Origin of the sequence: Cryobacterium sp. 10S3 (genome assembly GCF_034344045.1) — a bacterium.
GTDB lineage: Bacteria > Actinomycetota > Actinomycetes > Actinomycetales > Microbacteriaceae > Cryobacterium > Cryobacterium glucosi.
Genome location: NZ_CP133773.1, coordinates 1,864,644 through 1,891,202, shown reverse-complemented (window position 1 = coordinate 1,891,202; position 26,559 = coordinate 1,864,644). Strand labels below are relative to the sequence as shown.

At 69.7% G+C, this 26,559-nt stretch carries 21 protein-coding genes; 13 read left to right on the top strand and 8 right to left on the bottom strand.

The genetic code is table 11. The features are described from left to right. Position 1: 1 nt before the first annotated feature. The 4 genes from RHM57_RS08780 (at position 2) to RHM57_RS08765 (ending at position 4,066) form a co-directional block, all read left to right on the top strand. Positions 2-673, top strand: a complete 672-nt coding sequence (locus RHM57_RS08780; protein WP_134447890.1) for an ATP-dependent Clp protease proteolytic subunit — start codon at positions 2-4, stop codon at positions 671-673. Positions 674-925: 252 nt separating this feature from the next. After that, entirely contained in the window at positions 926-2,209 is a 1,284-nt protein-coding gene (gene clpX / locus RHM57_RS08775) for an ATP-dependent Clp protease ATP-binding subunit ClpX (RefSeq protein ID WP_322189746.1), read from the top strand. A gap of 114 nt (positions 2,210-2,323) precedes the next feature. Continuing rightward, a complete protein-coding gene (locus RHM57_RS08770) occupies positions 2,324-3,001 on the top strand; it encodes a GntR family transcriptional regulator (RefSeq protein ID WP_134559783.1) in 678 nt (225 codons plus the stop codon). 42 nt (positions 3,002-3,043) lie between these two features. Next, the gene (locus tag RHM57_RS08765) at positions 3,044-4,066 is read left to right on the top strand and encodes a 1-aminocyclopropane-1-carboxylate deaminase (RefSeq protein ID WP_322189745.1); all 1,023 of its coding nucleotides are present in this window, start codon (positions 3,044-3,046) and stop codon (positions 4,064-4,066) included. A gap of 30 nt (positions 4,067-4,096) precedes the next feature. Here the strand turns inward: RHM57_RS08765 and RHM57_RS08760 are convergent, their stop codons facing one another. After that, positions 4,097-6,163, bottom strand: coding sequence for a M3 family metallopeptidase (locus tag RHM57_RS08760; protein WP_322189744.1), 2,067 nt, complete (start codon positions 6,161-6,163; stop codon positions 4,097-4,099). 137 nt (positions 6,164-6,300) lie between these two features. On the opposite strand from RHM57_RS08760, the gene RHM57_RS08755 reads away from it, so the two are divergent. The 5 genes from RHM57_RS08755 (at position 6,301) to RHM57_RS08735 (ending at position 11,949) form a co-directional block, all read left to right on the top strand. After that, positions 6,301-7,191: a methyltransferase domain-containing protein gene (locus RHM57_RS08755; protein WP_322189743.1), complete on the top strand. Its 891-nt coding sequence runs from the start codon at positions 6,301-6,303 to the stop codon at positions 7,189-7,191. A gap of 44 nt (positions 7,192-7,235) precedes the next feature. Next, a complete protein-coding gene (locus tag RHM57_RS08750) occupies positions 7,236-8,732 on the top strand; it encodes a class I adenylate-forming enzyme family protein (protein ID WP_241985045.1) in 1,497 nt (498 codons plus the stop codon). After that, a complete protein-coding gene (locus tag RHM57_RS08745) occupies positions 8,713-10,017 on the top strand; it encodes a thiolase family protein (protein ID WP_322189742.1) in 1,305 nt (434 codons plus the stop codon). The genes RHM57_RS08750 and RHM57_RS08745 overlap by 20 nt, the downstream gene beginning before the upstream one ends. 84 nt (positions 10,018-10,101) lie before the next feature. After that, a complete protein-coding gene (locus tag RHM57_RS08740) occupies positions 10,102-10,665 on the top strand; it encodes a dihydrofolate reductase family protein (protein WP_134447906.1) in 564 nt (187 codons plus the stop codon). 57 nt (positions 10,666-10,722) lie between these two features. Further along, positions 10,723-11,949 carry an MFS transporter gene (locus RHM57_RS08735; protein WP_198413425.1) on the top strand — a complete coding sequence of 409 codons (1,227 nt, stop codon included), beginning with the start codon at positions 10,723-10,725 and terminating at the stop codon, positions 11,947-11,949. A gap of 20 nt (positions 11,950-11,969) precedes the next feature. Here RHM57_RS08735 and RHM57_RS08730 read toward each other — a convergent pair whose 3' ends face one another. The 7 genes from RHM57_RS08730 to RHM57_RS08700 form a co-directional block, all read right to left on the bottom strand. Further along, on the bottom strand, positions 11,970-12,239 hold the full coding sequence (locus tag RHM57_RS08730; protein ID WP_134447908.1) for a hypothetical protein: 270 nt from the start codon (positions 12,237-12,239) through the stop codon (positions 11,970-11,972). A 5-nt stretch (positions 12,240-12,244) separates the two neighbouring features. Next, complete coding sequence (locus RHM57_RS08725) at positions 12,245-12,691, bottom strand: GNAT family N-acetyltransferase (RefSeq protein ID WP_134447910.1); 447 nt, start codon at positions 12,689-12,691, stop codon at positions 12,245-12,247. Positions 12,692-12,701: 10 nt separating this feature from the next. Further along, a complete protein-coding gene (valS, locus tag RHM57_RS08720) occupies positions 12,702-15,284 on the bottom strand; it encodes a valine--tRNA ligase (RefSeq protein WP_134447912.1) in 2,583 nt (860 codons plus the stop codon). Between the two features lie 84 nt (positions 15,285-15,368). Continuing rightward, positions 15,369-17,042, bottom strand: coding sequence for an ABC transporter ATP-binding protein (locus tag RHM57_RS08715; protein ID WP_322189741.1), 1,674 nt, complete (start codon positions 17,040-17,042; stop codon positions 15,369-15,371). Next, positions 17,039-17,935, bottom strand: coding sequence for an ABC transporter permease (locus RHM57_RS08710; protein ID WP_134447916.1), 897 nt, complete (start codon positions 17,933-17,935; stop codon positions 17,039-17,041). The genes RHM57_RS08715 and RHM57_RS08710 overlap by 4 nt, the downstream gene beginning before the upstream one ends. Continuing rightward, entirely contained in the window at positions 17,932-18,843 is a 912-nt protein-coding gene (locus RHM57_RS08705; protein ID WP_322189844.1) for an ABC transporter permease, read from the bottom strand. Before RHM57_RS08705 ends, RHM57_RS08710 begins: the two co-directional genes overlap by 4 nt. A gap of 77 nt (positions 18,844-18,920) precedes the next feature. Then, entirely contained in the window at positions 18,921-20,573 is a 1,653-nt protein-coding gene (locus RHM57_RS08700; RefSeq protein WP_322189740.1) for an ABC transporter substrate-binding protein, read from the bottom strand. Between the two features lie 329 nt (positions 20,574-20,902). Here RHM57_RS08700 and ileS point away from each other — a divergent pair, with 329 nt between their 5' ends. The 4 genes from ileS to ndk are packed head-to-tail and all read left to right on the top strand — an operon-like array spanning position 20,903 to position 26,550. Then, on the top strand, positions 20,903-24,397 hold the full coding sequence (ileS, locus tag RHM57_RS08695; protein WP_322189843.1) for an isoleucine--tRNA ligase: 3,495 nt from the start codon (positions 20,903-20,905) through the stop codon (positions 24,395-24,397). Continuing rightward, the gene (locus RHM57_RS08690; protein ID WP_241985048.1) at positions 24,390-25,775 is read left to right on the top strand and encodes a bifunctional folylpolyglutamate synthase/dihydrofolate synthase; all 1,386 of its coding nucleotides are present in this window, start codon (positions 24,390-24,392) and stop codon (positions 25,773-25,775) included. The genes ileS and RHM57_RS08690 overlap by 8 nt, the downstream gene beginning before the upstream one ends. Beyond that, positions 25,772-26,131, top strand: coding sequence for a DUF4233 domain-containing protein (locus tag RHM57_RS08685; RefSeq protein WP_322189739.1), 360 nt, complete (start codon positions 25,772-25,774; stop codon positions 26,129-26,131). Before RHM57_RS08690 ends, RHM57_RS08685 begins: the two co-directional genes overlap by 4 nt. Next, the gene (gene ndk / locus RHM57_RS08680; RefSeq protein WP_134447922.1) at positions 26,128-26,550 is read left to right on the top strand and encodes a nucleoside-diphosphate kinase; all 423 of its coding nucleotides are present in this window, start codon (positions 26,128-26,130) and stop codon (positions 26,548-26,550) included. Before RHM57_RS08685 ends, ndk begins: the two co-directional genes overlap by 4 nt. Positions 26,551-26,559 lie beyond the last annotated feature (9 nt).

The window sequence follows — 26,559 nt, the reverse complement described above, 5'->3', positions numbered from 1 at the left end:
CATGGAATTCACGAATTTTGGTCACCAGGCCGGTGGCCGCGCACCGCAGGCTCCCGAGTCTCGGTACATCCTCCCCACCTTCGAAGAACGCACGGCCTACGGCTACAAGCGCCAGGACCCCTACGCGAAGCTCTTCGAGGACCGCATCATCTTCCTCGGCGTCCAGGTCGACGACGCGTCCGCTGACGACGTCATGGCCCAGCTCCTCGTGCTCGAGAGCCAGGACCCTGACCGCGACATCGTGATGTACATCAACTCACCGGGTGGCTCCTTCACCGCGATGACGGCGATCTACGACACGATGCAGTACATCCGTCCGCACATCCAGACGGTCTGCCTCGGCCAGGCGGCGTCCGCCGCCGCCGTGCTGCTCGCCGGCGGAACGCCCGGCAAGCGCCTCGCGCTGCCGAACGCACGCATCCTCATCCACCAGCCCTCGGCCGGTGGACAGGGCGGCGGCCAGGCTTCCGACATCGAGATCCAGGCAGCGGAGATCCAGCGGATGCGCGACTGGCTCGAAGAGACGATCGCGCACCACTCCAACCGCACCTCGGCGCAGGTCCACAAGGACATCGACCGCGACAAGATCCTCGGCGCCCCCGAGGCCCTCGAATACGGCCTGATCGACCAGATCCTGACGAGCCGCAAGAACGTTCCGGTCCTCGTCAAGTAGCAGTTCCCTTTCGCGACGGGGCAGGTCCCCGTTCTCCTGTCGCCCGCGCGGCGGCCGGTCGGATGCGCAAGCACCGGCAGGCCGCCGCGTTCCGGTTTTCGCCGGTCGGGCGCCGCGCGATATCCCACCCGCGGGGGATTATTACGGGTTTCCACCGATCCGCGTCGCTTGCACCCCAGTGTCACCCCCAGAGGCTAGGCTCGGTTCAGCGAAACAAGCGTTACCAGCACGACCGATGGAGGAGGCTGACGGATGGCCCGAATAGGCGAAAGCGCCGACCTGCTGAAGTGTTCCTTCTGTGGGAAGAGTCAGAAGCAGGTCCAGCAGCTGATCGCCGGTCCCGGTGTCTACATCTGCGACGAATGCGTCGAGCTGTGCAACGAGATCATCGAAGAACGCCTGGCCGAGGCCGGCGCCGAAGAGACCACGGGCGAGTTCGAACTGCCCAAGCCCAAGGAGATCTTCGGGTTCCTTGAGGAATACGTCATCGGCCAGGAAGCCGCCAAGCGCGCACTGGCCGTCGCCGTCTACAACCACTACAAGCGCGTGCGCTCCCGTGCCACGCTCACCGCCGCCGACGCGATCCACGACGACGTGGAAATCGCCAAGTCCAACATCCTCCTGATCGGCCCGACCGGCTGCGGCAAGACCTATCTCGCCCAGACGCTCGCCAAGCGCCTCAACGTGCCGTTCGCCGTCGCGGACGCGACCGCACTCACCGAGGCCGGATACGTCGGCGAAGACGTCGAGAACATCCTGCTCAAGCTCATCCAGGCCGCCGACTACGACGTCAAGCGTGCCGAGACGGGCATCATCTACATCGACGAGATCGACAAGATCGCCCGCAAGGCCGAGAACCCCTCGATCACCAGGGACGTGTCCGGTGAGGGCGTGCAGCAGGCTCTGCTGAAGATCCTGGAAGGAACCGTCGCGTCTGTGCCCCCGCAGGGCGGGCGCAAGCATCCGCACCAGGAATTCATCCAGATCGACACGACCAATGTGCTGTTCATCGTGGCCGGCGCGTTCGCGGGACTCGACGACATCATCTCCACCCGTGCTGGCAAGAAGGGCATCGGCTTCGGCGCCCCGCTACACAGCAAGGGTGACGATGTGAACCTCTTCAGCGAGGTCCTCCCCGAAGACCTGCACAAGTTCGGACTCATCCCCGAATTCATCGGCCGGCTGCCCGTCGTCACGACGGTCACCCAGCTCGACCAGGTCGCCCTCATGCAGATCCTCACGGTTCCGAAGAACGCCCTCGTGCGCCAGTACCAGCGGATGTTCGAGCTCGACGGCGTCGAACTCGACTTCGAGCAGCCCGCGCTCGAGGCCATCGCCGACCTCGCCGTGCTGCGCAAGACCGGCGCCCGGGGCCTCCGCGCGATCATGGAAGAGGTCCTCGGGCCGATCATGTTCGAGGTGCCGTCCTCCAGCGAGGTCGCCAGGGTCATCGTGACCAGGGCTGCCGTGCTCGACAACGCCGCCCCGGCCATCGTGCTGCACAAGGCCGCCCGCCGCGTCGAGAAGTCCGCCTAGCCCCGAAACCGATCACGACCTGAACCGCCTCCGACCACAGTCGGGGGCGGTTTTTGGTGCAGGCGGGTCGGCGGCCACTTGACAGGGCGCCACTGGCAATATCTAATATATTGCATGCCGGTTCCCGTTCCCGATGCGCTGCATCGACCAGCCTCCCTGCGCGACTATGCCTACGAGGCACTCCGCACCGCGATCGTCGACGGAACGCTCGCCCCCGGCGAGAAGCTTCGTGACGCCGAGCTCGAGTCCTGGCTCGGGGTCAGTCGCACGCCGATCCGCGAGGCCATCGCCCGGCTCGAAACCGCAGGTCTCGTTCGAACCGAGCGTGCCAGACAGACCGTCGTCGCGCCGCTGGACGAACGGACGGCACTGAACGCGCAGGCGATCGCCGCAGCGCTCCACGAACTCGCCGCGCGCGAGGCGGTCGCCCAGCTCACCGCCGGGGACATCGCCGCGATGAAGGCGGCCAACGACCGGTTCCGGCTCGCCCTGGCGACGAACGACGTCGATGCCGCCATCGCCGCGGATGACGATTTCCACGACGTCGCGGTGCGCGCGAGCGCGAACCAGCTGCTGCCGGCACTGCTCGAGCAGGTCACGCCCACCCTGAGGCGCCTGGAACGCGCCCGGTTCTCCTCCCTTGCGGGGCGGGCATCCGTTGCCGACCACGAGCGCATCATCGGATTCTGCGCTGCCGGGCAAGCCGACCAAGCCGGCACGGCCGTACGCGAGAACTGGCTCACCCTCGGGCGGATGCTGGCCGCGACTGCCAACGTGACCCTGAACCCCTGAACCCCTGAACCCCTGAACCCCCACCCCGATCCAAAGGACCCCATGGCACTGCGCGATTTTCCCCGTCACCCGCTCACCTTCGGCCCGAGCCCCATTCACCCGCTCGACCGGCTCAGCGCCCACCTCGGTGGCGCCCGTGTCTGGGCCAAGCGTGAGGACGTGAACAGCGGCCTCGCTTTCGGCGGTAACAAGACCCGGAAGCTGGAGTACCTGATTCCGGAGGCCCTTGCCCAGGGTGCGGACACCCTCGTCTCCATCGGCGGCATCCAGTCCAACCACACCAGGCAGGTCGCCGCGGTCGCCGCCCACCTCGGCCTGAAGGCTGTTCTGGTGCAGGAGCAGTGGGTGGACTGGCCGGACAGCGTCAACGACCGGGTGGGCAACATCCTGCTCTCCCGGCTCACCGGTGCCGACGTGCGCATCTCATCCGAGGGGTTCGGAATCGGCTTCAAGGACTCGTGGACGCAGGCCATCGCCGACGTCGTGGCCGCGGGAGGAATCCCGTATCCGATCCCTGCTGGTGCCTCCGACCACCGACTGGGCGGACTCGGCTTCGCGAACTGGGCCCACGAAGTGGCCGCCCAGGAGAAAGAGCTCGGTGTGTTCTTCGACACGATCGTGGTCTGCAGCGTCACCGGGTCGACCCACGCGGGCATGATCGCCGGATTCGCCGACCTCGAGGCGAACTTCGGGGGTCGCAAGCGGCGCGTGCTCGGGATCGACGCATCCGCCACGATCGAGGCCACTCGCAACCAGGTCGCCCGCATCGCGCGCAACACGGCGGAACTGATCGGCGTGGGGCGTCCCATCACCGACGACGAGATCACCGTGCTCGAAGGCTGGGCGGGGAACTTCTACGGGATACCGGTGGAGTCGACGAATGCCGCCATCCGGCTCACGGCGAGCCTCGAGGGCGTCATCATCGACCCCGTCTACGAGGGAAAGTCGATGGCCGGACTGATCGACCTCGTCACGACGGGCGACATTGCCAGGGACGGCAACGTCCTCTACGCCCACCTCGGCGGCCAGCCGGCGATCAACGCATACAGCGCGCTGTATCACTGAGTCTCTGCCGGGACAGGGAGGTCGGCGCGGCTAGTTCAGGCCGCGCCGGTCGAGCAGCGGCTGGATGATCGCATCGCGCCCCCTGAAGTCCCGGTACGCCTCGAGCGGGTCGATGCCGCCCCCGCGAGCGAGCAGGCGTTCCCGGAACCGCTCACCGTTCTCCCTGGTCAGGCCGCCGTGCTCGGCGAACCAGGCGCCGGTGTCCGCGTCCTGCACCTCGCTCCAGATGTACGAGTAGTAGCCCGCGTCGTACCTGCCGGAGAAGGTGTGCGCGAAATAGGTGCTCGCGTACCGGGTCGGCACGGCGGGGTTGTCGAGGCCGGCGGCGGTGAGACAGGCGGCCTCGAAGGCGGCGACATCGGTGATCTCGGTGCCGGCATCCGCTTCGATGCCGTGCCAGGCCTGGTCGAGCAGTGCGGCGGCGAGGTATTCGCTCGTCGCGAAGCCCTCGTTGAAGGTCGCAGACGCGTGGATGCCCGCGACGACCTCCGGGGGCAGCGGCTCGCCGGTCTCGCGGTGGTGCGCATAGTTCGCGAGCACCTCCGGGTCGAAGCGCCACATCTCGTTGACCTGGCTCGGGAACTCGACGAAGTCCCGGTACACGTTCGTCCCGGCGAATTTCGGGTAGGTGACCCGCGCGAAAAGCCCGTGGAGGGCGTGCCCGAACTCGTGGAAGAGCGTGGTGACCTCGTCGAGGCTCAGCAGCGTGGCCTCCCCGGCGGCCGGCTGCGGCACATTGAGGTTGTTGCAGACGATCACGGGCGTGCCGAGCAGATCCGACTGCGAGACGAGGGCGTTCATCCACGCCCCGCCGCGCTTGGAATCCCGGGTGTACACGTCGAGGATGTACAGGCCGACGGGGGAGCCGTCCTCCTCGCACACTTCGAACACCCGCGCATCGGGGTGCCACGCGGCGAGCGAGGCACGTTCGGTGAAGGTCACCCCGTAGAGGCGCTGGGCGGCGTAGAAGACGCCGTCGCGCAGCACGCTCTCGAGCTCGAACCAGGGGCGCAGGGCGGCCGTGTCGACGTCGTACCTGGCCCGGCGCATCCGCTCGGAGTAGAACGCCCAGTCCCAGGCGGCGATGTCGAAGCCCTCCGCGAGGATCCCCGCAGCGACGTCGGCGTCGACGAGGGCCTGCAGTTCGGCCTGCTCGGCGCGCGCGTTGCGGGCGGCCGGAACCGCGAGCCGGTGCAGCAGGTCCCCGACGGCGGCGGGCGTCCTGGCGGTCTCGTCGGCCGTGACCGCGGCCGCGTGGGTCGCGAAGCCGAGCAGGCGGGCGCGTTCGGCGCGGAGGCGGGTGATCGACAGCACGAGGGCGCGGTTGTCGTGCTCTCCGCCACGGATGCCCCTGGCACGCGAGGCGGCGAGCAACCGTTCGCGCACGCCCCGGTTGGTGAGCAGCGCGAGGTAGGGGTGGCCGGTGAAGAGCACGAGGGTGATCACGAAACGGCCGGGCATGCCACGGTCGGTTGCGGCCTGGGCCGCGGCGGAGAGCTGGCCGGCAGAGAGACCGTCGAGCTCCGAAGCGTCGTCGACGACGAGGGCGAGGTCGTTGGTGTCGGCGAGAAGGTTCTTCTCGAACCGGGTTGTGGCGACGGAGAGCCGCGTGTTGAAGTCGCGGAGCAGCGCCTTGTCTGCGTCGGACAGCCCGGCGCCGGCGAGGGTGAACTGGGTGAAATACCGCTCGAGGAGGTACCGGGTCTCCGGGTCGAGCCCGAGCTCGTCTGCGCGCGCGTGCAGGGCCGCGATGCGCGCGAAGAGCTCGGGGCGCAGCCGGATCGCGTCGGAGTGGGCCGCGAGCAGGGGAGCGAGCTCCTCCTCCAGGGCGATCGTGAACGGGCTGGAATCTGAGGAGCTCCGGTTGAAGAACACCGCGGCGACCCGGTCGAGCAACTGGCCGCTCCGTTCAAGCGCCAGCAGGGTGTTCGCGACGGACGGCTCCGCGGGGTCGGAACAGATCGTTTCGACCTCGGCGAGCTGCTCGGCCATGCCTTCGAGGAACGCGGGCCGGTAGTGCTCGTCGCGAATGGCGGCATACGGCGGGAGTTGGAACGGGAGCGTGCTCGGCCGGGCGAAGGGGTTGTGCTGGTCCATGCCTTAAACCTAGTTCCGAATTCAGGAGTACGACCGGCAGTGGGGTGCCGGAGCCCGGATCAGTGCGGCGGATGCCGGCCAGCGGTGTCCTCCGGGATCCCGACTCCTGAATTCGGTACAGGTCCTAGGCTGTCAGCATGACCGCCGAGCAAACACGCGAGCCCGCACACTCCCAGCCGGAAAACAGGGACGCCGACCGCGTCGAGATCGCCCCGCACGGCGAGGCGATCCGCGACACCTATACGCACGGGCACCACGAGAGCGTGCTCCGCTCGCACACCTGGCGTACCGTCCTGAACTCGGCCGCGTACCTGATCCCGCACCTTACGCCGGGGCTGAGGGTCCTCGATGTCGGCTGCGGGCCTGGCACGATCACGGTCGACCTCGCGCGCCGGGTTTCTCCGGGCACGGTCACCGGCGTCGACGCCTCCGCTGCGATCGTCGCCCAGGCGGCCGGGCTCGCCGTCGACGAGGGTGTGCCCAACGTCGCCTTCCGGGTCGGCGATGTCTATGCCCTCGACTTCGCGGACGACAGCTTCGACCTCGTGCACGCGCACCAGGTGCTTCAACACCTGGCCAACCCGGTCGCCGCCCTGAGGGAACTCCGCCGCGTGCTGAAACCGGGCGGCATCCTCGCCGCCCGCGATGTCGACTACGGCGGCGTGGCCTGGTACCCCAAGCTCCCCGGCCTCCAGTCCTGGATGACCGCCTACCGTGCGGTGCACTACTGGAACGGAGGTGATCCAGACGCCGGCCGCGCGCTCAAGGCCTGGGCCAGGCTTGCCGGCTTCGACGCGGTGACGAGCAGTGCGTCCATCTGGTGCTTCGCCACGGATGCCGAGCGCGACTGGTGGGGGGAATCCTGGGCCCTGCGCGCGACCGAGTCCGATTTCGCCGCGCACGCGATCGAATCCGGGGCCGCCGACCTCACCGACCTGCGCGCCATGTCCGCAGCCTGGCGGCAGTGGGCAGGCGACCCCGATGGCTGGTTCGGCATGCCGCACGGCGAGATCATCGCGGTCAAGTAGCTTTTGTCACCGAGCAGGGGACCTCAGGAAAAGTAGACTCGAGCGTGCCCTTCCTCGACCGCCTCCAGCACTGGGCCGCCCTGCAGCCGGACGCGAACGCCGTCACGATTGGTGCGGACCGGCTCAGCTACGCCGAACTCCAGGTCCGGTCGAGCCGCCGCGCCCGCGAACTGGCGGGGGAGTCGTCCGGCGGCCCGACCGTGCTCTGCCTGCCGAACGGTCTCGACTTCGTCGTGGACTTCGTCGCCGCGGTCGCGGGCGTGGGTACTGTCGCCGTGCTCGACCCGGACTGGCCGGCCCTGCAGCGCACGGCGATCGAGCGGATGCTGCGCGAGGCCGGCTCGACGCCGCTACCGGCGTCTTCATCGCGGGCGCCGACGACGCCACCGGCGCCAGCCGGCCTCCGCGACGGGCCAGCGGATTCGGTCTTCCTCTACGGCTTCACCTCGGGCACCACCGCGCTGCCCAAGGCTTTCACCCGCGGCAGGGACTCCTGGCAGCGGGCCTTCGCAGCGAGTTCCGCCTTGTTCGACCTCCGCGCCGACGACCGGGTCCTCGCCCCCGGACCGCTGTCGGCGAGCCTGACGCTCTACGCCCTCGCCGAGACCCTCTACGCGGGGGCTGCGTTCCACACCCTGCCGCACTTCGACGTCGGCGATGCCCTCGACTCCGTGGCACACGCCGGCGTGACCCGCATCGTCGCCGTCCCGACCGCGCTCCGAATGCTCGCCGAGCGGGGTTTGATCGCCGGCGTGGACGGAGGCGCGCTCACCGCGATCGTCAGCGCGGGCGCCCGGCTCGACGCCGCCACTCTCGCGAGTGTCCGGAACTGGGCGCCCCGAGCCACGGTCTTCGACTATTACGGCGCCGCGGAACTGAGCTTCGTCACCGCCAGGCGACTCCGTCCCGGTGAGGACCGGACCGAGTCGCCGACGGCCGTCGGCCGGCCGTTCCCCGGCGTCGACGTGCGCGTCCTCGATGACGCGGGCCGGGCATCCGCCCCCGGAGCCACCGGGACCATCGTCGTGCGCAGCCGCCTGGTCAGCGCAGGCTACGCCTGGGGCGACGACGGCACGGCGTTCGCCCGCGTCGCTGCTGACCAGACCGGCGAGTGGTGCACGGTCGGCGACCAGGGCCATCTCGACGACGCCGGCGAACTGCACTTCGAGGGCCGCCGGGCCGACATGATCGTCACCTCCGGTCACAACGTCTACCCGCAGGAGGTCGAGGCGACCCTCCTCACCGGCCTCGGCGGCTCCGCTGCAGGCGGGGCCGGAGCACAGGTCGTTGTGACCGGCCTCGCGGATGCCCGGCGCGGTACGCTGCTCGTCGCCGCGCTCCTCGAGGCACCCGACCCCGGCGCTGGGGCGTTCACCCTCGCCGACCTGCGGACGGCCGCGACCGGCCTCGCCCCGCCGAAACGCCCGCGCGCCTATTACCGGATCACGGACCTGCCCGTCACCCGGGCGGGCAAGGTCAGCCGGCGCCTGCTTGCCGACTGGATCACCGAAGGAGACCCCCGTGTCGAGCGCCTCGACTGAGCACACCGCCGCGGCTCCTGCCGCCGACCGCGAGCCCGTCATCCTCTGGGGTCGTCGCACGGCCTTCGGGCGAAGCGGCGGAGCCCTGTCCCTGATCACCGCCGACCGGCTGCTCGCCCCCGTGCTCTCCGCGGTCGTCGCCGACCTCGGCCTCGATCCCGCGCACATCGACGACGTGATCATCGGGAACGCCACGGGCGGCGGCGGGAACCTCGCCCGCCTCGCGCTGCTCGAGGCCGGATTCCCGGTGAGCGTGCCAGGCCTGACCGTCGACCGGCAGTGCGGGTCCGGGCTGGAGGCGATCGTGCTCGCCTGCCGCCTCGTCGCCGCGGGCGCCGGCAGCCTCTACCTGGCCGGCGGTGTCGAGAGCTGCAGCACCGCGCCCCTCCGCGCGCACCGCGTGAGTTCGGCGCCGGGGGAGCCGGACTTCTTCGATCGCGTCCGGTTCGCGCCGGATTCGGTCGGCGACCCCGACATGGGCGTCGCCGCCGAGAACGTGGCCGCGCACTTCGGAATCGGCAGGGAACGCCAGGACGCCTTCGCCGCCCGCAGCCACCGTCTCGCCGTCGCCGCCGCGGGTGCGGGAGCGTTCGAGGCAGAGATCGTCGGGATCGCCGGCATCGACGGGATGGGCGCACGCGTCACGGCCGACGAAGGCCCCCGCCCGAAGCTCGACGCTGCCCTGCTCCGCCGCTTCCCAGCGGCCTTCCGCCCGGGCGGAACGGTCACGGCAGGCAATTCCTGCGCAGACGCCGACGGCGCCGTGGTCGTGCTCGTCACGAGCAGGGCCCGCGCGATGGACCTCCTGGCGAGCGGCTCATTCCAGGCCGGAACGGGCAGCCCCGGCTTCCTCACCTTCGTCGACGCCGTCCCGGCCGGAACCGACCCCAACCTGCTCGGTGCCGGCGGCGGCGAGGCAGGCAGGTCACTGCTCGCGCGCACGGGCGTCCCTGCCGAGGCCCTCGCTCGCGTCGAGATCGTCGAAGCCTTCGCGGCCCAGGTGCTCGCCTCCCTCGACCTGATCGATGTGCCGGAGGACAGAGCCAACCGGCAGGGCGGCGCGCTCGCCCTCGGGCACCCGTTCGGCGCATCCGGTGCCCTGATCGTGCTGCGGCTTCTGGCACAGTCCCGCGCCGACGGTGTCGAGGGGGCGGATTCCCCGAAGGGGGCGGATGCCCCGAAGGGGGCGCACGCCCCGAAGGGGGCGCACGCCCTCGCCATGGTCAGCATCGCCGGCGGTCTCGGGCTCGCGGCGCTCTTCCGTTGGGAGGGCGCGCCCGGCTAGGGGTTCGTTCGTCTGAGGGCTCTTCCGCTGGGCGACAGGGCAGGCCAGTATGAAGCTGCAGACGCACGGGCGACGGGAGGACACATGGCCAGGCTGATCTACTCGGGCATCACGTCGCTCGACGGGTACACAGCGGATGCCGCCGGTGATTTCGACTGGGCGACGCCCGACGAGGAGGTGCACGCCTTCATCAACGCCCTCGAACGCAAGATCGGCACCTACCTGTACGGACGCAGGATGTACGAGACGATGGCGTTCTGGGAGACCGCGAGAGAACTCGTCGATCCGCCCGACGTGGTGCGGGAGTACACCGATATCTGGCAGGCCGCCGAAAAGGTCGTCTACTCGCACAACCTCGCGGCGGTCACGACGACGCGGACGCGCATCGAGCGCTCCTTCGACGCCGCCGAGGTACGCAGCCTCGTCGCGGACAGCAGGCTGAGCGTGTCCATCGGCGGTCCTGGGCTCGCCGCGCACGCGCTCAAGGCGGGCGTTGTCGATGAGATCCACCGTTTCGTGACGCCGATCATCGTCGGCGGCGGCACCCGGTTCCTGCCGGAGCACCTGAGGATGCCGCTCGAGCTCCGGGGTGAACGACGATTCCGAAACGGAATGGTGTACCTGCGGTATGTCGTGCCGCAGGCCTGATCCGCGGGCCCGGCGGCCCGGCCCCTGCCGCCGGGATCCGGGGGCGGGCGACCGGTCGTGACCCGGCAGAAGCGCCAGCGGCTGCTGATCGCGCTTGTCCAGGTCCTGGCCATGTCCGCCTGGTTCTCCGCGTCCGCGGTCGTTCCTGCGCTCAGGCTGGAGTGGAATATCTCGACGGTCGACGCGGTCTGGCTGACGGCATCCGTGCAGCTCGGTTTCGTGGTCGGCGCCGTCCTGTCCGCGGTCCTGAACGCGGCGGACCGGATACCGCCCCAGCTGTTGATGGCTGGGTGCGCGCTGGGCACCGCCGGGTGCATTCTCGCGTTCACCGCGACGGCGACGGACCTCGCGACGGCGCTCCTCCCGCGCTTCCTGACCGGTGCGCTGCTGGCGGGCGTGTACCCGGTCGGGATGAAACTCACGGCGTCCTGGGCGCCGTCCCTGGCCAGGGGGCGGGCCTTCGGCCTGATGATCGCGGCCCTGACCCTCGGCTCAGCACTGCCGCACCTCGTCCGCGGACTGCCCGATCTGGCGTGGCGGGACGTGATGAACGTCTCCGCGGTTCTCGCCGCCGTCGCCGCGGTCGTTGCGGCGCTCCTGATCCGGTCGGGCCCGCACGGTTCGTCCGGGAGCGCCCCGATCAACCCGCGGTACGCCGTGGACATGTTCAGGGACAGACGTTCTCGCCTGGCCAATTTCGGCTACTTCGGCCACATGTGGGAGTTGTTCGCGCTCTGGACCTGGCTGCCCGCCTTCGTTCGCGCCGGCCGGTCGGCGGCGGGAGAGTCCGTGGCGGCCTGGGACACACTCGTCATCTTTCTCGTGATCGGGGTGGCCGGTGCGTCCGGCGCCCTGCTGGGCGGGTGGGCGGCCGACCGATACGGTCGCGGTACTGCGGGTGCCGGAGCCCTGATCGTCAGCGGCAGCTGTGCCCTCGCCTCTCCGCTGTTCTTCACTGCGGCGCCGGTGACCCTCGTCATCGTCCTGGCGGTGTGGGGCGCATCCGTCATCGCCGATTCCGGCGTCTTCTCCACCTCGCTCAGCGAGTCCGCCGATCCGCGCTACGTGGGCACGGCATTGACCGTCCAGACGGCCATCGGCTTCCTGATCACGGTCGTCACGATCCAGGTCGTCCCGGTGCTCGCCGGACTCGTGGGCTGGCAGTACGCCCTGCTGGTCCTGGTGCCCGGTCCCATCCTGGGCGCCGCCGCGATGATCCGTCTCGCCCTCTCGGCGGGACCGGACCGGCCGGGCGCGACGGAACCGGTGATCCCGCGCGACTGATACCCGCGGGACCTCCGGGTCTAGATCCAGTCCTCGTCGTCCTCGACCTCGATCGAGGGCTGCGTGATCGTTGCGCTGTCGTCGACCGCGTTGTAGCGGATGACGGTGCCGTCATCGAGCTCGATCACCGGCTTGGCCTCGAGCCAGGTCAGCGTCCAACGCCACGAATCCGTACCGTCCTTCGGGGCGACAGTGAGGTCCTGCTCGACCGTGCTGACCGCGAGGAGGACGACCTCGGGCAGACCGGACGGCGCCGTGCCGCCGAACGACCAGCGGGTTCCCACCTGCATCGGGCTCAGAGCTCGATCTCGTAGGTGACCCAGTCGGTGCGGGTGCCGACGTCGTCGTAGAGACGCTGGGCGGTCTCGTTGTCCGCGGCGGTGATCCACTGCACGGTCGTGAGCTTGTGCTCGGCCGCGTAGTCCTTGGCGAACTCGATCAGCGAACGGCCGACGCCGCCCGTACGGTGCTCCGGCACGACGAACAGGTCGTCGATGAAGAGACCGCGGGTGGCGCTGAGCGTGTTCGGCACCTCCCGGTAGTGCGCGAAGCCCACGAAGTCGCCGTCGTCACTGACTGCGACCGCGCCGTTCAGCACGTGGTTCCGATCGATGATCCAGCTCCAGACGCGGAGGGCCTTCTCATCGGTCAGTTCGCTCTTGTAGAACTCGCTGTAGCCCTCGAAGAGGCCCAGCCAGGCGAAAAAGTCCTTGTCGCCCAATGCTCGTACGTGAATAGCCATCTGGTTCTCCCTAACTCTCCGACACCGTGGCGAGCACGATTTCCGTGACTGCCAACTCGCCGCCTTCGACAAAAACCAATTCCGAGATCCGGCCGACAGCCTGCAGATCTGCGGCAGCCTGCGCGAGCAGGGCAACCTCTGCAGCCGTACCGCTAATTACAGCAGATGCGACGTCGGTTTTCTGGGACGCTTTCGCATCCGTCTTTCCGCGCCGGATGCCGGTGAGCGCGCGACTGGACAGCTCGAGCAGTGCGGGGTTCCCCCCTGAACCTGCGGCGAGGTCTGCCGCGATGGGCCAGGCGGCCCGGTGCACGGATCCCTCGTTGGACCAGGACCACGCCTCTTCGGTCGCGAACGGCACGAACGGGGCGAACAGACGGAGCAGGGTCGACAGTGCGGTGCGGAGCGCCGCGACGGCCGAGGCCTGCCCGGCGCCGGCTTCGCCGTACGCGCGTTCCTTGACGAGCTCGAGGTAGTCGTCGCAGAACGTCCAGAAGAAGCTCTCGGTGACCTCGAGGGCGCGGGCGTGGTCGTAGCTGTCGAACGCGGTCGTCGCCTGGGCGACGACACTCGTGAGGCGGGCGATCATGCTGCGGTCGAGGGGCTCGGTGATCGCGGCGTCCGCTGCCCCGTCGAAGCCGAGGATGAACTTCGACGCGTTCAGGATCTTGATCGCGAGGCGACGGCCGATCTTGATCTGCGTCGGGTTCTTGGGGTCGAAGGCCGCGTCGGTGCCGAGGCGCGAGGAGGCGGCCCAGTAGCGCACGGCATCCGAACCGTGCTGCACGAGCATGTCGGCGGGGGTGACGACGTTGCCCTTGGACTTCGACATCTTCTTGCGGTCGGGGTCGACGATGAACCCGGACAGGGCCGCGTGCTTCCACGGGGACCGGCCGTCCTCGAGTTCGGCGCGGAGCAGGGTGGAGAACAGCCAGGTGCGGATGATGTCCTGGCCCTGCGGGCGGAGCGAGTACGGGTAGACGAGGTCGAAGAGCTGTGGGTCGCGCTCCCAGCCGCCGGCGAGCTGCGGGGTGAGCGAGGACGTCGCCCAGGTATCCATCACGTCGACCTCGCCGACGAAACCGCCGGCCTGGCCGCGCTGGGTGCTTGCGTACCCCGGCGCGGTGTCGGAAGAGGGGTCGACCGGGAGCTGGTCGCGGGTGGCGACGATCGGCTGGTCGAAGACCGGGTTCGCGTCGGCATCCAGCGGGTACCAGACCGGAAGCGGAACTCCGAAGAAGCGCTGGCGGGAGACGAGCCAGTCGCCGGTGAGGCCGTTGACCCAGTTGTCGTAGCGGACCTTCATGAATTCGGGGTGCCACTGCAGGTCGGCGCCGTGCGAGAGCAGGCGGGACCGGAGTGCCTCGTCGCGCGCTCCGTTACGGATGTACCACTGGCGGGTCGACACGATCTCGAGGGGCTTGTCGCCCTTCTCGAAGAACTTGACCGGGTGCACGATCGGCTTCGGTTCGCCGATCATGTCGCCGCTCGCCGTGAGAAGGGCGACGACGGCCTGCTTGGCCGAGAAAACGGTCTTTCCGGCGAGCTCGGCATACGCGGCGATTCCGGCTTCGCTCGTGATGACCTCGGGCGCCTCGGCGATGATGCGGCCGTCGAAGCCCATGATCGCGCGGTTCGGCAGGTCGAGCTCCCGCCACCAGACCACGTCGGTCACGTCGCCGAAGGTGCAGATCATCGCGATGCCGCTGCCCTTGTCCTTCTGGGCGAGGTGGTGGGCGAGGATAGGAACTTCGACGTCGAAGAGCGGGGTGCGCACGGTCGTGCCGAAGAGGTGCTTGTAGCGCTCGTCGTCCGGATGCGCGACGAGGGCCACGCAGGCCGGCAGCAACTCGGGCCGGGTGGTCTCGATCTCGATCGTGGAACCGTCGGGCTTGCGGAAGGAGACCCGGTGGTACGCGGCGGGCATGTCCTTGTCCTCGAGCTCGGCCTGCGCGACGGCCGTGCGGAAGGTGACGTCCCAGAGGGTCGGCGCCATGGCCTGGTAGGCCTCGCCGCGGGCGACGTTGCCGAGGAAGGCGAGCTGGGAGGATGCGATCGAGTGCGAACCGATCGTGCGGTAGGTCTGGGTCCAGTCGACGCTCAGGCCGAGGTCGCGCCAGAGCGCTTCGAACTGCTTCTCGTCTTCGAGGGTGAGGCGTTCACAGAGTTCGATGAAGTTGCGGCGGCTGATCGGGACTTGGTCGGCGGCCTTGGTGCTCTTGCCGTCGCCGCCCTCGAAGGGCGCGGTGAAGTCGGGGGCATACGGCAGCGACGGGTCGCAGCGCACGCCGTAGTAGTTCTGCACCCGGCGTTCGGTCGGCAGGCCGTTGTCGTCCCAGCCCATCGGGTAGAACACGTCGCGGCCGCGCATCCGCTGGAAGCGGGCGACGACGTCGGTGTGCGTGTACGAAAACACGTGGCCGATGTGCAGTGAGCCGGACGCGGTCGGCGGGGGAGTGTCGATGGAGAAGATGTTCGCCCTGGTCGCGGAGTCGCGGTCGAAGCGGTACGTGCCCTCGGTGTCCCAGGTGCCGCCCCATTTGTTCTCGAGGCCCTCGAGGGCTGGCTTGTCCGGAACGTTCGGGATCGTCATGGTTCTCCGATTCACTGTCTGCGGCACCGTGTCTGCGGTGAGGTGCCTGAATATTGGCCTAACCCAACCTACCCGATGCCCCGTTCACCGGCGATTCGGGGGGGGGCAGGGGGCGGGCAGGCGCGGCACGGCGTCGAGCAGGCGCCGGGTGTACGGATGCGCCGGCGCGGCGAAGACCTGCTCCGTCGGGCCGGTCTCGACGACCGATCCGTTCTCGATGACGACGATCCGGTCGCTGACGTGCTGCACGACGCCGAGGTCGTGCGAGATGAACACGAGACTCAGGCCGAGGTCGCGCTGCAGCTCGTCGAGGAGGTCGAGCACCTGGGCCTGCACGGTCATGTCGAGCGCGGACACCGGTTCGTCGCAGATCAGGACCTGCGGCCGCTTCGCGAGGGCGCGCGCGATGCCGACCCGCTGTCGTTGGCCGCCGGAGAGCTCGAGCGGGCGGCGGCCGAGCACGGCCGCGCCGAGCCCGACCCGGTCGAGGAGCTCGACCGACCGGTCCGCGGAACCGGCGGCGTCGCGGAGGACGGCGCCGACGGTGAGCCGCGGGTCGAAGGAGGCCAGGGCGTCCTGGTAGACGGCGCCGAGCGCCGGTCGCATCGGTCGGCGGGCGCGTTCGGTGATCCCGGTCCAGGTCTCGCCGAGCACCCGGACCTCGCCGGCGTCCGGGGACTCGAGCGCGAGCAGCAGCCGGGCCAGCGTGGTCTTGCCCGAACCGGACTCACCGACGATGCCGAGCGTCGTGCCGCGGTCGAGCGTGAAGGACACGTCGTTGACGGCGAACAGCCGGCTCCGGTCGGGCATCCGGAAGCTCTTGACGAGCCCGGAAGCCTCGAGCACGACGCGATCGGCGACCGCGGGAACGGCAGCAGGAACGGCCCCAGGAACGACACCGGGTGCCGGCCGGTTCGGCCGGTCCTGCGCCGAGAGCCGGGCTCCTCGGGGCTGCCCGGCCGGGACCGCGGCGATCATCCGCCGGGTCTCGTCGTGCCGAGGGTCGTCGAGGAGCGCGCGGGTCGTGCCGGTCTCGACGATCCGGCCGCCGCTCATCACCGCGACGCGGTCGGCGATCCGGCTGACGACGGCGAGGTCGTGGCTGATCAGCACGAGGGCCGTCCCGGCGTGCAGCAGAGCCTCGAACAGGTCGAGGATCCTGGCCTGCACGGTCACGTCGAGGGCCGTCGTCGGTTCGTCGGCGATGAGCAGGGGCGGCCGCAGCGCGATCGCCGATGCGATCAGGGCGCGTTGGCGCTGGCCGCCGGAGAGTTCACCGGAACGCTGGCCGGCCCGGAGCTCGCCGTCGGGAAGCCCGACCTCGGCGAGGAGCTCGAGCACCCGGCGAGCCCGCGCGGCCGCAGAGAGGTTCGTGTGCAGCCGCAGGGTGTCACCGATCTCGCGCCCGATCGGCCGCAGCGGGTCGAGCGACACGAGCGCGTCCTGGAGCACGAGTCCCACGTCCCTGCCGCGCCTCCGCCGCCAGGCGTTCTCGCTCAGACCGAGCACGGATGTCCCGCCGACGCTCAGCTCGTCGGCGTGCAGCCACGATCCGGTCCCGGCCAGGCCGAGCAGGCTGCGCGCCGTGAGGCTCTTCCCCGAACCGGATTCGCCGACGATCGCGAGGCATTCCCCGGGAGCGACCTCCAACGACACGTCGTCGACAAGGGGATCCCGTCCGGGTTTACTTCCGAAACCGACGCTCAGCCCGCGGACCAGCAGGGCCGGCGCGCCGGCATCCGCCCGCGCCCCCGTCACGCGTGCCTCAGCCGTCGCTCGATCGCGCGCCCGAGAACGGTCGCGGAGATCGCGGTGAGCACGACGAAGAGTCCGGGGAAGAAACTCATCCAGACGGCGGTGTTCAGGTAGGTGCGCCCGGCCGAGAGCATCGCGCCCCATTCCGCGGCGGGCGGTTTGGCGCCGAGGCCGAGGTAGCTGAGCGCCGCCGCCCAGATGATGGCCTGGCCGATGCCCAGGGTGCCGAGCACGAGGAGCGGTGCGAGCGTGTTCGGGAGGATGTGCCGCACGAGGATCCGGGTGCGGCTGCGACCGAGAACGGTCGCGGCCTCGACGAAGGCCGAGGATCGCACGGAGACGAGCTGGGCGCGGATGATGCGTGCGTAGCCGGGCGCGGTCGCGAGACCGACGGCGAGGGTCGCCGTCGCCGGCCCCGGCCCGAAGACCATGATGAACAGCAGGGCGAGCAACAGGCCGGGGAACGCGAACATGACCTCGAGCAGTCGGTTCACGGTGAAGTCCACGATCGAACCGAGCATGCCGGCGATGATCCCGAGCACGGCCCCGAGGCCGAGGCCGATCAGTGTCGCCGCCACGCCGATCTGGAGCGAGCCCCCGGTGCCGTGGCTGACCCGGGTGTAGACGTCGCGCCCGGATTCGTCCGTGCCGAACCAGTGCGCCGACGAGGGGGGCTGGAACGCCGCGCGCGGGTCGATCGCGAGCGGGTCTCCCGGCGCCACGAGGCCGGGTGCGAAGGCGGCAAGGAGCAGGAACAGCACAAAACCGGCGGCGAGGACCTCGGTGAGGCCGACCCGACCGCCGAACCGCGTGCCGAACCTCGTGCCGAGGCCCCTTCCCGTCTGGCGCCGCGCCGCAGCCCCGGCGAGGCCGGCCTGGATCTCGAGGTCGCTCATGCGCGCCGCAGCCTCGGGTCGGCGATCCGCTGGGCGATATCGGTCAGAAGGGTCATCAGGATGTAAGCGGCGGCGACGAACAGCACGACACCGATCACGACAGGCACGTCCCGCACCGTGACGGCGTTCAGCAGGGTGCGGCCGAGTCCCGGCCTGGCGAAGATCGTCTCGACGACGACGGCCCCGCTGATCAGCGAACCGAACGCCCAGCCGGAGAGGCTGATCCCGGGCAGGCTCGCGTGCCGCAGCACGTGCACCCGGCGGATGCCGCCCTCACTTTCCCCCCTGGCCCGCGCGGAGACGACGAACGGGGCTTCGAGCGCCGTGAGCATCGACTCCCGCATGAGCTGGCCGAGGAAACCGGCGAGCGGGATGGCGAGGGTCAGCACGGGCAGCACGAGTCCGGCAGGGCCTGGGGTGCTGACCGGCGGCAGCACGCCGAGCCAGCTACTGAACACCACGATGAGCGCGCTCGCGAGCCAGAAGTGCGGCAGGGCGGCCGCGCCGATTTCGAGGCCGGAACCGAGCATCCGCCCCCAGCGGCCTGCGCGGGTGGAGAACAGGGCGAGGCCGATCGCGAACAGCCACGCGAGCAGCAGGGAGAGCACGGCGAGAAGCAGGGTGCCACCGAGCTGCCCGAGCAGGAGCGGCGCGACGGGGACGCGGAGCGCGTACGAACGGCCGAGGTCGCCCGTGACGAGGCGGCCGAGCTCGGCGACGTACTGCACAGGGAGCGGCTGGTCGAGGCCGTACTGGGCCCGCACCGCCGCGAGCGCTTCCGGCGAGGTCTGCGATCCCGGTCCGCCGAGCACGGCCTCCGCCGGGTCGCCGGGGACGAGCCGCATCGCGAAGAAGGTGACGGTCGCGACGAGCCAGAGCACGAGGACGGCCCCGCCGAGCCGGGCCATCGCTCGCAGCAGGGCTCGACGCGGCAGGGCGCGCCGCAGTACGGCCGGCCGGGAGAGGCCGGCCGGGTGGGCTCCGGTTACCGGTTCAGCCACGCGTCGTAGAACGTGGGCGTCGACACCGTCGGCATCGCCCGGGTGCCCGAGACGACGGAGGAGAGCAGGTAATGGTTCTGCTGGTCGTACAGCGGCAGCACGTAGAAGCCCTCGAGGACACGGTTCTGCGCCTGGGCGTACAGTGCGGCGCGCTTGGGTGCATCCGCCGTCTGGGAGGCCTCGGTCAGCCAGGCGTCGACCTCGGGGTCGTTGACCTGGGCGTGGTTGGCGAAGTACCCGCTCGGGGCCGGCACGATGCCGGCCGAGTCGAAGAGGGTGCGGAGCACGTCGGGGCCCACCTTCGTGTACGGCGCGCTCACCGCATCATAGGAGTTCGAACCGAGGGCGGTGTACCAGGCCGACAGGTCGAGCAGCGAGAGCACCACGTCGAAGCCCACGGCCTTCGCGGTCGCCTGCAGCTGCTCGAACAGGGACTGCTCCGCCGGGATCGACTGGTTGGTGCTCACCGGGAAGACGACGGACAGGCGCACGCCGCCCTTCGTGCGGTACCCGTCGGAGTCCCGACCGGTCCAGCCGGCCTCGTCGAGAAGGGTGGCGGCGGCCTCGGGGTCGTAGCCGAACAGGTCCGGCCGGGACACCCCGAGCGGCTCGATGCTCGAGAGCGCCGAGAACGAGCGGGTCGCCGTGCCCTGGAACAGGCTCGCAACCGCGGAGTCGACGTCGGAGGCACGGACGAAGGCCTCGCGCACGAGCGGGTCGTTGAACGGGGCCCTGCCCGAGTTCAGCTCGATCCGGTTGGATGCGCCAGGCCGGGGCGCGTCGAGGTGGCGGATGGTGCTGCTCTTCCCGGCCTGCACGATGGTGTCCGGCTGGGCGTTGTCGATCACGTCGACGGCGCCGGACTGCAGGGCGGCGTAGCGGGAGGCCGAGTCGGGGATGAACCGCCAGACGATGGAGTCGAGGTAGGCGGGCCCGGTGTGGGCGGCGTCGGCAGGCGGGGAGGTGTACGCGTCGTTCCTGACGAGGGTGATCGCGTCCTGCTTGACCCAGGAGGCGACCGTGAACGGACCGGTCCCGACCGGGGCCGCGCAGTTCTCGTCCTGGCTGCGGGCGAGCGCCGTCGGCGACTCCATCGCGAGCCACGGCTGGCTGAGTGACTCGAGCAGGGCACTGTCTGGTTCGCTCAGGGTCAGGCGCACCACGGTGGGGGAGACGACGGATGTCGACACCACCTTCCGCACGGCGAGGTACCCGGTCGACGATCCCGTCTTCGGGTCCTGCACGTGCGCGATGTTCGCCTGCACGGCCGCCGCGTCGAAGGGCGTCCCGTCGGTGAAGGTCACGTTCTCGCGGAGGGTGAAGTCCCAGGCGAGGCCGTCGGCGCTCTGCGACCAGCTCGACGCGAGCCACGGGATGATCGTGCCCGCGCTGTCGCGGGAGACGAGCGACTCCAGGAACTGGGTGCCGACGAGGGCCTGCGGATAGTTGCCGCCGACGTGCGGGTCGAGGCACGTCGGTTCGGCATCGCCGGAGGCGTAGTTGAGCGTGCCGCCGGAGACGGGAGCGGTGCTCTCCGTGGCCTGCGGGGATGCGGAACACCCGGTCAGGAGCAGGGCGAGGGTGGCGACGGCGACGAGCGAACGCGGCACGCGGGAGTGGTGAACCAGAGGGGGCATGGGGAAGGAATCTCTCTCGGCGTAGCGGGGCCGGGCCGGGTCCCATCGTAAAACATCACGGTCCGGCCCGAAATTCCCGTAAGTATCGCTCCGACGGGATAGAATTGCGCTCGCATGACAGTGATCCGGCCATCACCGGTGAGTCTTCGGAAGAACGGGAACCGTCGAAAGGCGGACCCCTGGTAGAACCGAACGGGTCGGGCCCGTCACAGCCTCTGAACAAGCGGTCGTCACAGCACGAAGACGGCAAGCGAGGTGGTACCGCGTCGAGTCTTCCCGGAGTCGGCGTCCTCGTGGAACAGGGCCTGTCGGCCCCTTTTGTCCAGGAGATGCACGTGTACCCCAAAGCCCCGCCCTTCCCCGCAGCAGACGACCAGGCCGCAGCACCCGAGCAGGCCGCGCTCGCCGCATCCGCCCCCATCGTGCCCTCGCCGAACTTCCCGGCGATCGAGACAGAGGTGCTCGCGTACTGGGCGGCCGACGGTACCTTCCAGGCGTCGATCGACAACCGGGCGGATGCGCCGGAGTGGGTCTTCTACGACGGCCCGCCCTTCGCGAACGGCGTGCCGCACTACGGGCACCTCCTCACCGGTTACGCGAAGGACCTGTTCCCGCGCTTCCAGACCATGCGCGGCAAGCTCGTGCACCGCCGCTTCGGCTGGGACACCCACGGCCTCCCCGCCGAGCTCGAGGCCGAACGGCAGCTCGGAATCACCGACAAGGCCGACATCGAGAAGCTCGGCATCGCCGCCTTCAACAAGGTCGCCCGCGACTCCGTGCTCAAGTACACCGACGACTGGCAGCGCTACGTCAACCGCCAGGCCCGCTGGGTCGACTTCGAGAACGACTACAAGACCCTCGACATCACCTTCATGGAATCCGTGATCTGGGCGTTCAAGACCCTGCACGACAAGGGCCTCGCCTACGAGGGCTACCGGGTGCTTCCGTACTGCTGGCGCGACCAGACGCCGCTCTCCAACCACGAGCTCGGCATGGATGCCGACGTCTACAAGATGCGCCAGGACCAGACCGTCACCGTGACGTTCCCGCTCGTGGGCACGAAGGCGGAAGCCCTCGGCCTCACCGCGGTGCGCGCCCTCGCGTGGACGACGACCCCCTGGACCCTGCCGACCAACCTCGCCCTCGCCGTCGGGCCGGACATCGTCTACGCCGTCGTCCCGGCAGGTCCGAACGGCACGCCAGACGCGACCGTGCTCCGCGAGGAGTCGGTCACCGGCAGCGACGACGCCCGCGTGGACGTGTCCGTCCTCGGCGCCGAGTACCTGATCGCGATCGACCTCGTCGGCAACTACGCCAAGGACCTCGGCTACGACACGCCTGAGGAGGCCTCCGCGGCCGTTGCGCGCACGGTCACGGGACGCGAACTCGAGGGTGTCGCATACGACCGTCTCTTCGACTACTACGCCGACGCATCCGTCTGGAACACCCAGAAGGCCTGGACGATCCTGCTCGCTGACTACGTCACGACCGCAGACGGCACCGGCATCGTGCACCAGGCGCCCGCGTACGGTGAAGAGGACCAGAAGGCCTGCGAGGCCGCCGGTATCCCCGTGATCATCTCCCTCGACGAGGGCGGCAAGTTCCTCTCCGACGTGCCGGAGGTCGCCGGCCTGCTGTGGTCAGACGCGAACAAGCCGCTCACCCAGATGCTCAAGGCCGAGGGCCGGCTGCTGCGCCAGGCCAGCTACGAGCACTCGTACCCGCACTGCTGGCGCTGCCGCAACCCGCTGATCTACAAGGCGGTGTCGAGCTGGTTCGTGCGCGTCACCGAGTTCCGCGACCGCATGGTCGAACTCAACCAGGACGTCACCTGGGTGCCGGAGAACGTCAAGGACGGCCAGTTCGGCAAGTGGATCGGCAACGCCCGCGACTGGTCGATCAGCCGCAACCGGTACTGGGGCTCGCCGATCCCGGTCTGGAAGAGCGACGACCCGAACTACCCCCGCACGGATGTCTACGGCTCGCTCGACGAGCTCGAAGCCGACTTCGGGGTGCGCCCGACCGACCTGCACCGCCCGTACATCGACGAGCTCACCCGGCCGAACCCGGACGACCCCACCGGGGCTTCCACGATGCGCCGGATCACCGACGTGCTCGACGTCTGGTTCGACTCCGGGTCGATGCCGTTCGCGGCCGTGCACTACCCCTTCGAGAACCGCGACTGGTTCGACACCCACAACCCCGCCGACTTCATCGTCGAGTACATCGGCCAGACCCGCGGCTGGTTCTACCTGCTGCACGTGCTCTCGACCGCTCTCTTCGACCGGCCGGCGTTCACCAACGTCGTGAGCCACGGCATCGTGCTCGGCAACGACGGCCAGAAGATGTCGAAGTCGCTGCGCAACTACCCCGACGTCTTCGAGGTCTTCGACCGCGATGGAAGCGACGCGATGCGCTGGTTCCTGATGAGCTCATCCGTACTGCGCGGCGGCAACCTCATCGTCACGGAGGAGGGCATCCGGGAGGCCACCCGCCAGGTGATGCTGCCGCTCTGGAGCACCTGGTACTTCTTCTCGCTCTACGCCAACGCCTCGGGGGAGAACGGCTACGACGCCGTCTGGCGCACCGACTCGACCGACGTGCTCGACCGGTACCTGCTCGCGAAGACCCGCGACCTCATCGTCGACGTCACGAGCGACCTCGAGGCGCTCGATTCGACCCAGGCGACCGCCCGCCTCCGCGACTTCGCCGACGTGCTGACCAACTGGTACGTGCGGCGCTCCCGGGACCGCTTCTGGACCGGCGCCGTCGCCGGCGGTACGGCCACGGAAGCCTTCGACACCCTGTACACCGTGCTCGAGACCGTCTGCCGGGTCGCCGCGCCGCTTCTGCCGCTCGTCACCGAGCGGATCTGGCAGGGATTGACCGCTGGCCGCAGCGTGCACCTGACGGACTGGCCGGACGCCGGCCTCTTCCCGTCGGACCACGGGCTCGTCACCGCGATGGACCAGATCCGCACGATCAGCTCCACCGTGCTCTCGCTGCGCAAGCAGGCGGGCCTGCGCGTGCGGCTGCCGCTCGCGCAGCTCACCGTCGTCACGACCGGAACGGCGGCACTCGCCCCGTTCGAGGCGATCCTGCGCGACGAGCTCAACGTGAAGAGCGTGAACCTCGTCGAACTCGCCGAGGACAGCGCGGCGAACTACGGCATCACCTCCCGGCTCACCGTCAACGCCCGCGCGGCCGGGCCCCGGCTCGGCAAGCAGGTGCAGGCCGCGATCAAGGCCGCGCGCAGCGGCGACTGGAGCGAAACCGACGGGATCGTGACCGCAGGCGGCATCGCGCTCGAGGCCGGCGAATACGAACTCGTGCTGCAGGCGGGCACAGGGGCGGGCAACACCGACGCGGCATCCGCGGCAGTCGAGCAGACCGGACCCGCCCTCGCGCTGCTCCAGGGCGGCGGATTCGTGCTGCTCGACACCGTGACCACGCCGGAGCTCGAGGCCGAGGGTTTCGCCCGCGACCTGATCCGCGCCGTGCAGGACACCCGCAAGTCGGCAGGATTCTTCGTCGCGGACCGGATCCGCCTCGACCTCGTCTTCTTCGACCAGGCCGACCTCGACACCCTGCGCCTCGCGCCGGGCGTCGACGTGGCCGCGGAAACGCTCACCGTGCGCTTCGCCGCGCACGCCCCGACCGAGGTCGACCCGGCCATCCTCGCGGGCACGGTGCCCTCCGAGTGGCTGGAACAGCTCGCGGGGGCCCCCGTCGAGCACTACGTGCGCTTCGAGGCCGGCCACTACGCCAACCGCGGGCCGGTGCTCGTCGCCGTCGCCCGAGAGAACGGAATCGTGAATGTCTGATTCGATGGACCAGAACCTGCCCGAAGACGACGAGTACCGCGACGCGGGAGAGGCCGTCTTCGCAGCCCTCCTCGACCGGGTCGGCGAAGCCGCTCCACGACCGCGGCTCGCCCCGACCCGGCGGGTCGTCGAACTGCTCGGCGACCCGCAGGCCACCTACCCGGTGATCCACATCACGGGCACCAACGGGAAGACCAGCACGAGCCGGATCACCGAGAGCATCCTGCGCGCGTACGGACTGCGCACCGGCATGATGACGAGCCCGCACCTGGTCCGCCTCAACGAACGGATCGTGATCGACGGGGAACCGATCAGCGACCGCGCCCTCGCCGCGAACTGGGAGGACATCCAGCCGTACCTCGCGATGGTGGACGCCGAGCTCGGTGCGAAGAACGAGGAGCCGCTCACTTTCTTCGAAGCCCTCACCGTGCTCGCCTTCGCCTGCTTCGCGGACGCTCCCGTCGATGTCGCCGTGATCGAGGTCGGCATGGGCGGCGAATGGGACTCCACGAACGTGGCCGACGGCCTCGTCGCCGTCGTCACCCCGGTCGCGCTCGATCACACCAAGCGGCTCGGAAGCACCGTCGCGGAGATCGCCCGCACCAAGGCAGGGATCATCAAGCCTGCGGCATCCGTCATCAGCGCCCGGCAGGCCGAGACCGTGCAGGCCGAACTGGAACGCGCCGTCGAACTGACCGAATCGACCCTCGCGAGCGAGGGGGAAGAGTTCGCCCTGCTCGACAGCCAGGTCGGCGTCGGCGGGCAGCTCATCACGGTGCGCGGCCTCGCCGCGACATACCCCGACCTGTTCCTGCCGATGTACGGCACCCACCAGGCGCACAACGCTGCCGTCGCGATCGCCGCCGTCGAGTCCTTCCTCGGCGCGGGCACCCGCCCGCTCGACCACGACATCCTCACGGAGGGGCTCGCGACCGCGACCTCACCCGGGCGGCTGCAGCTGATCGGCATCGAACCGACCGTGCTCGTGGATGCCGCGCACAACCCGCACGGGGCCGGCGCCCTCGCCGAGGCACTCGGCACCTACTTCCACTTCGATGAGGTCGTCGCCGTGATCGGGATCCTCGCCGACAAGGACGCAGCGGGCATCGTCGCGGCGCTCGCTCCCGTCGTGACCCGGTTCCACGTCACCCAGTCCCAGTCCGACCGGGCGATCCCCGTCGACGACCTCGCCGACATCGTCGCGGCCGGAACGGACGAGGATGCCGTCAGCCGCTTCGACGACGTCGCCGACGCCCTCGACGCCGCGAGGACCTGGGCCGCAGACGCCCCACGTCGCGGCGTGATCGTCACCGGTTCGATCACCCTGGTCGGCGAGGCCCTGTCGCTCGCCGTAGCCAGGGAGTGGCTCAAGAAATGACCGACGCCCCGCGTTCGCGGCGGAACCGGTCTGTGCGCGAGTCGCTCGCGTCGATCGTGCTCGGCTTCGAGACGATCATCGTGTTCCTCGCGGCGCTGCTGCTCTTCGGGCTCGGCTCGCTGCCGGCCTGGCTCGCCCTCGGCGGGGGAGTACTGCTCTGCCTCGTCATGGTCGCGACGATCGGCCTGCTCCGCCACAACTGGTCATACGCGATCGGCTGGATCGTCCAGGCCATCATCGTCCTGACCGGGTTCGTCAACCCGGCCATGTTCATCGTCGGCGCACTGTTCACCGGCATGTGGGCATACTGCATGGTCACCGGCTCGAGACTAGACAACAACAAGGAGAACTCATGAGTACCCCGGTCCAAGAAACCCTCGTCCTGGTGAAGCCCGACGGCGTCGCACGCAACCTCTCCGGAGAGATCCTGCGACGCATCGAGCAGAAGGGATACTCCCTCGTCGACATCAAGCTCGTGCAGGCCGACCGTTCGCTTCTCGCCGAGCACTACGCGGAGCACGCGGGCAAGCCCTTCTTCGAGCCCCTCGTCGAGTTCATGGAGAGCGGGCCGATCCTCGCGATCCGCATCGCCGGCGAACGCGTCATCGAGGGCTTCCGCTCCCTCGCGGGCACGACCGATCCCACGACCGCAGCACCCGGCACGATCCGCGGCGACCTCGGCCGCGACTGGGGTTCCAAGGTCCAGCAGAACCTCGTACACGGTTCAGACTCGCCAGAGTCCGCGTCCCGCGAACTGGCGCTCTGGTTCGACTAGAACCGCAGC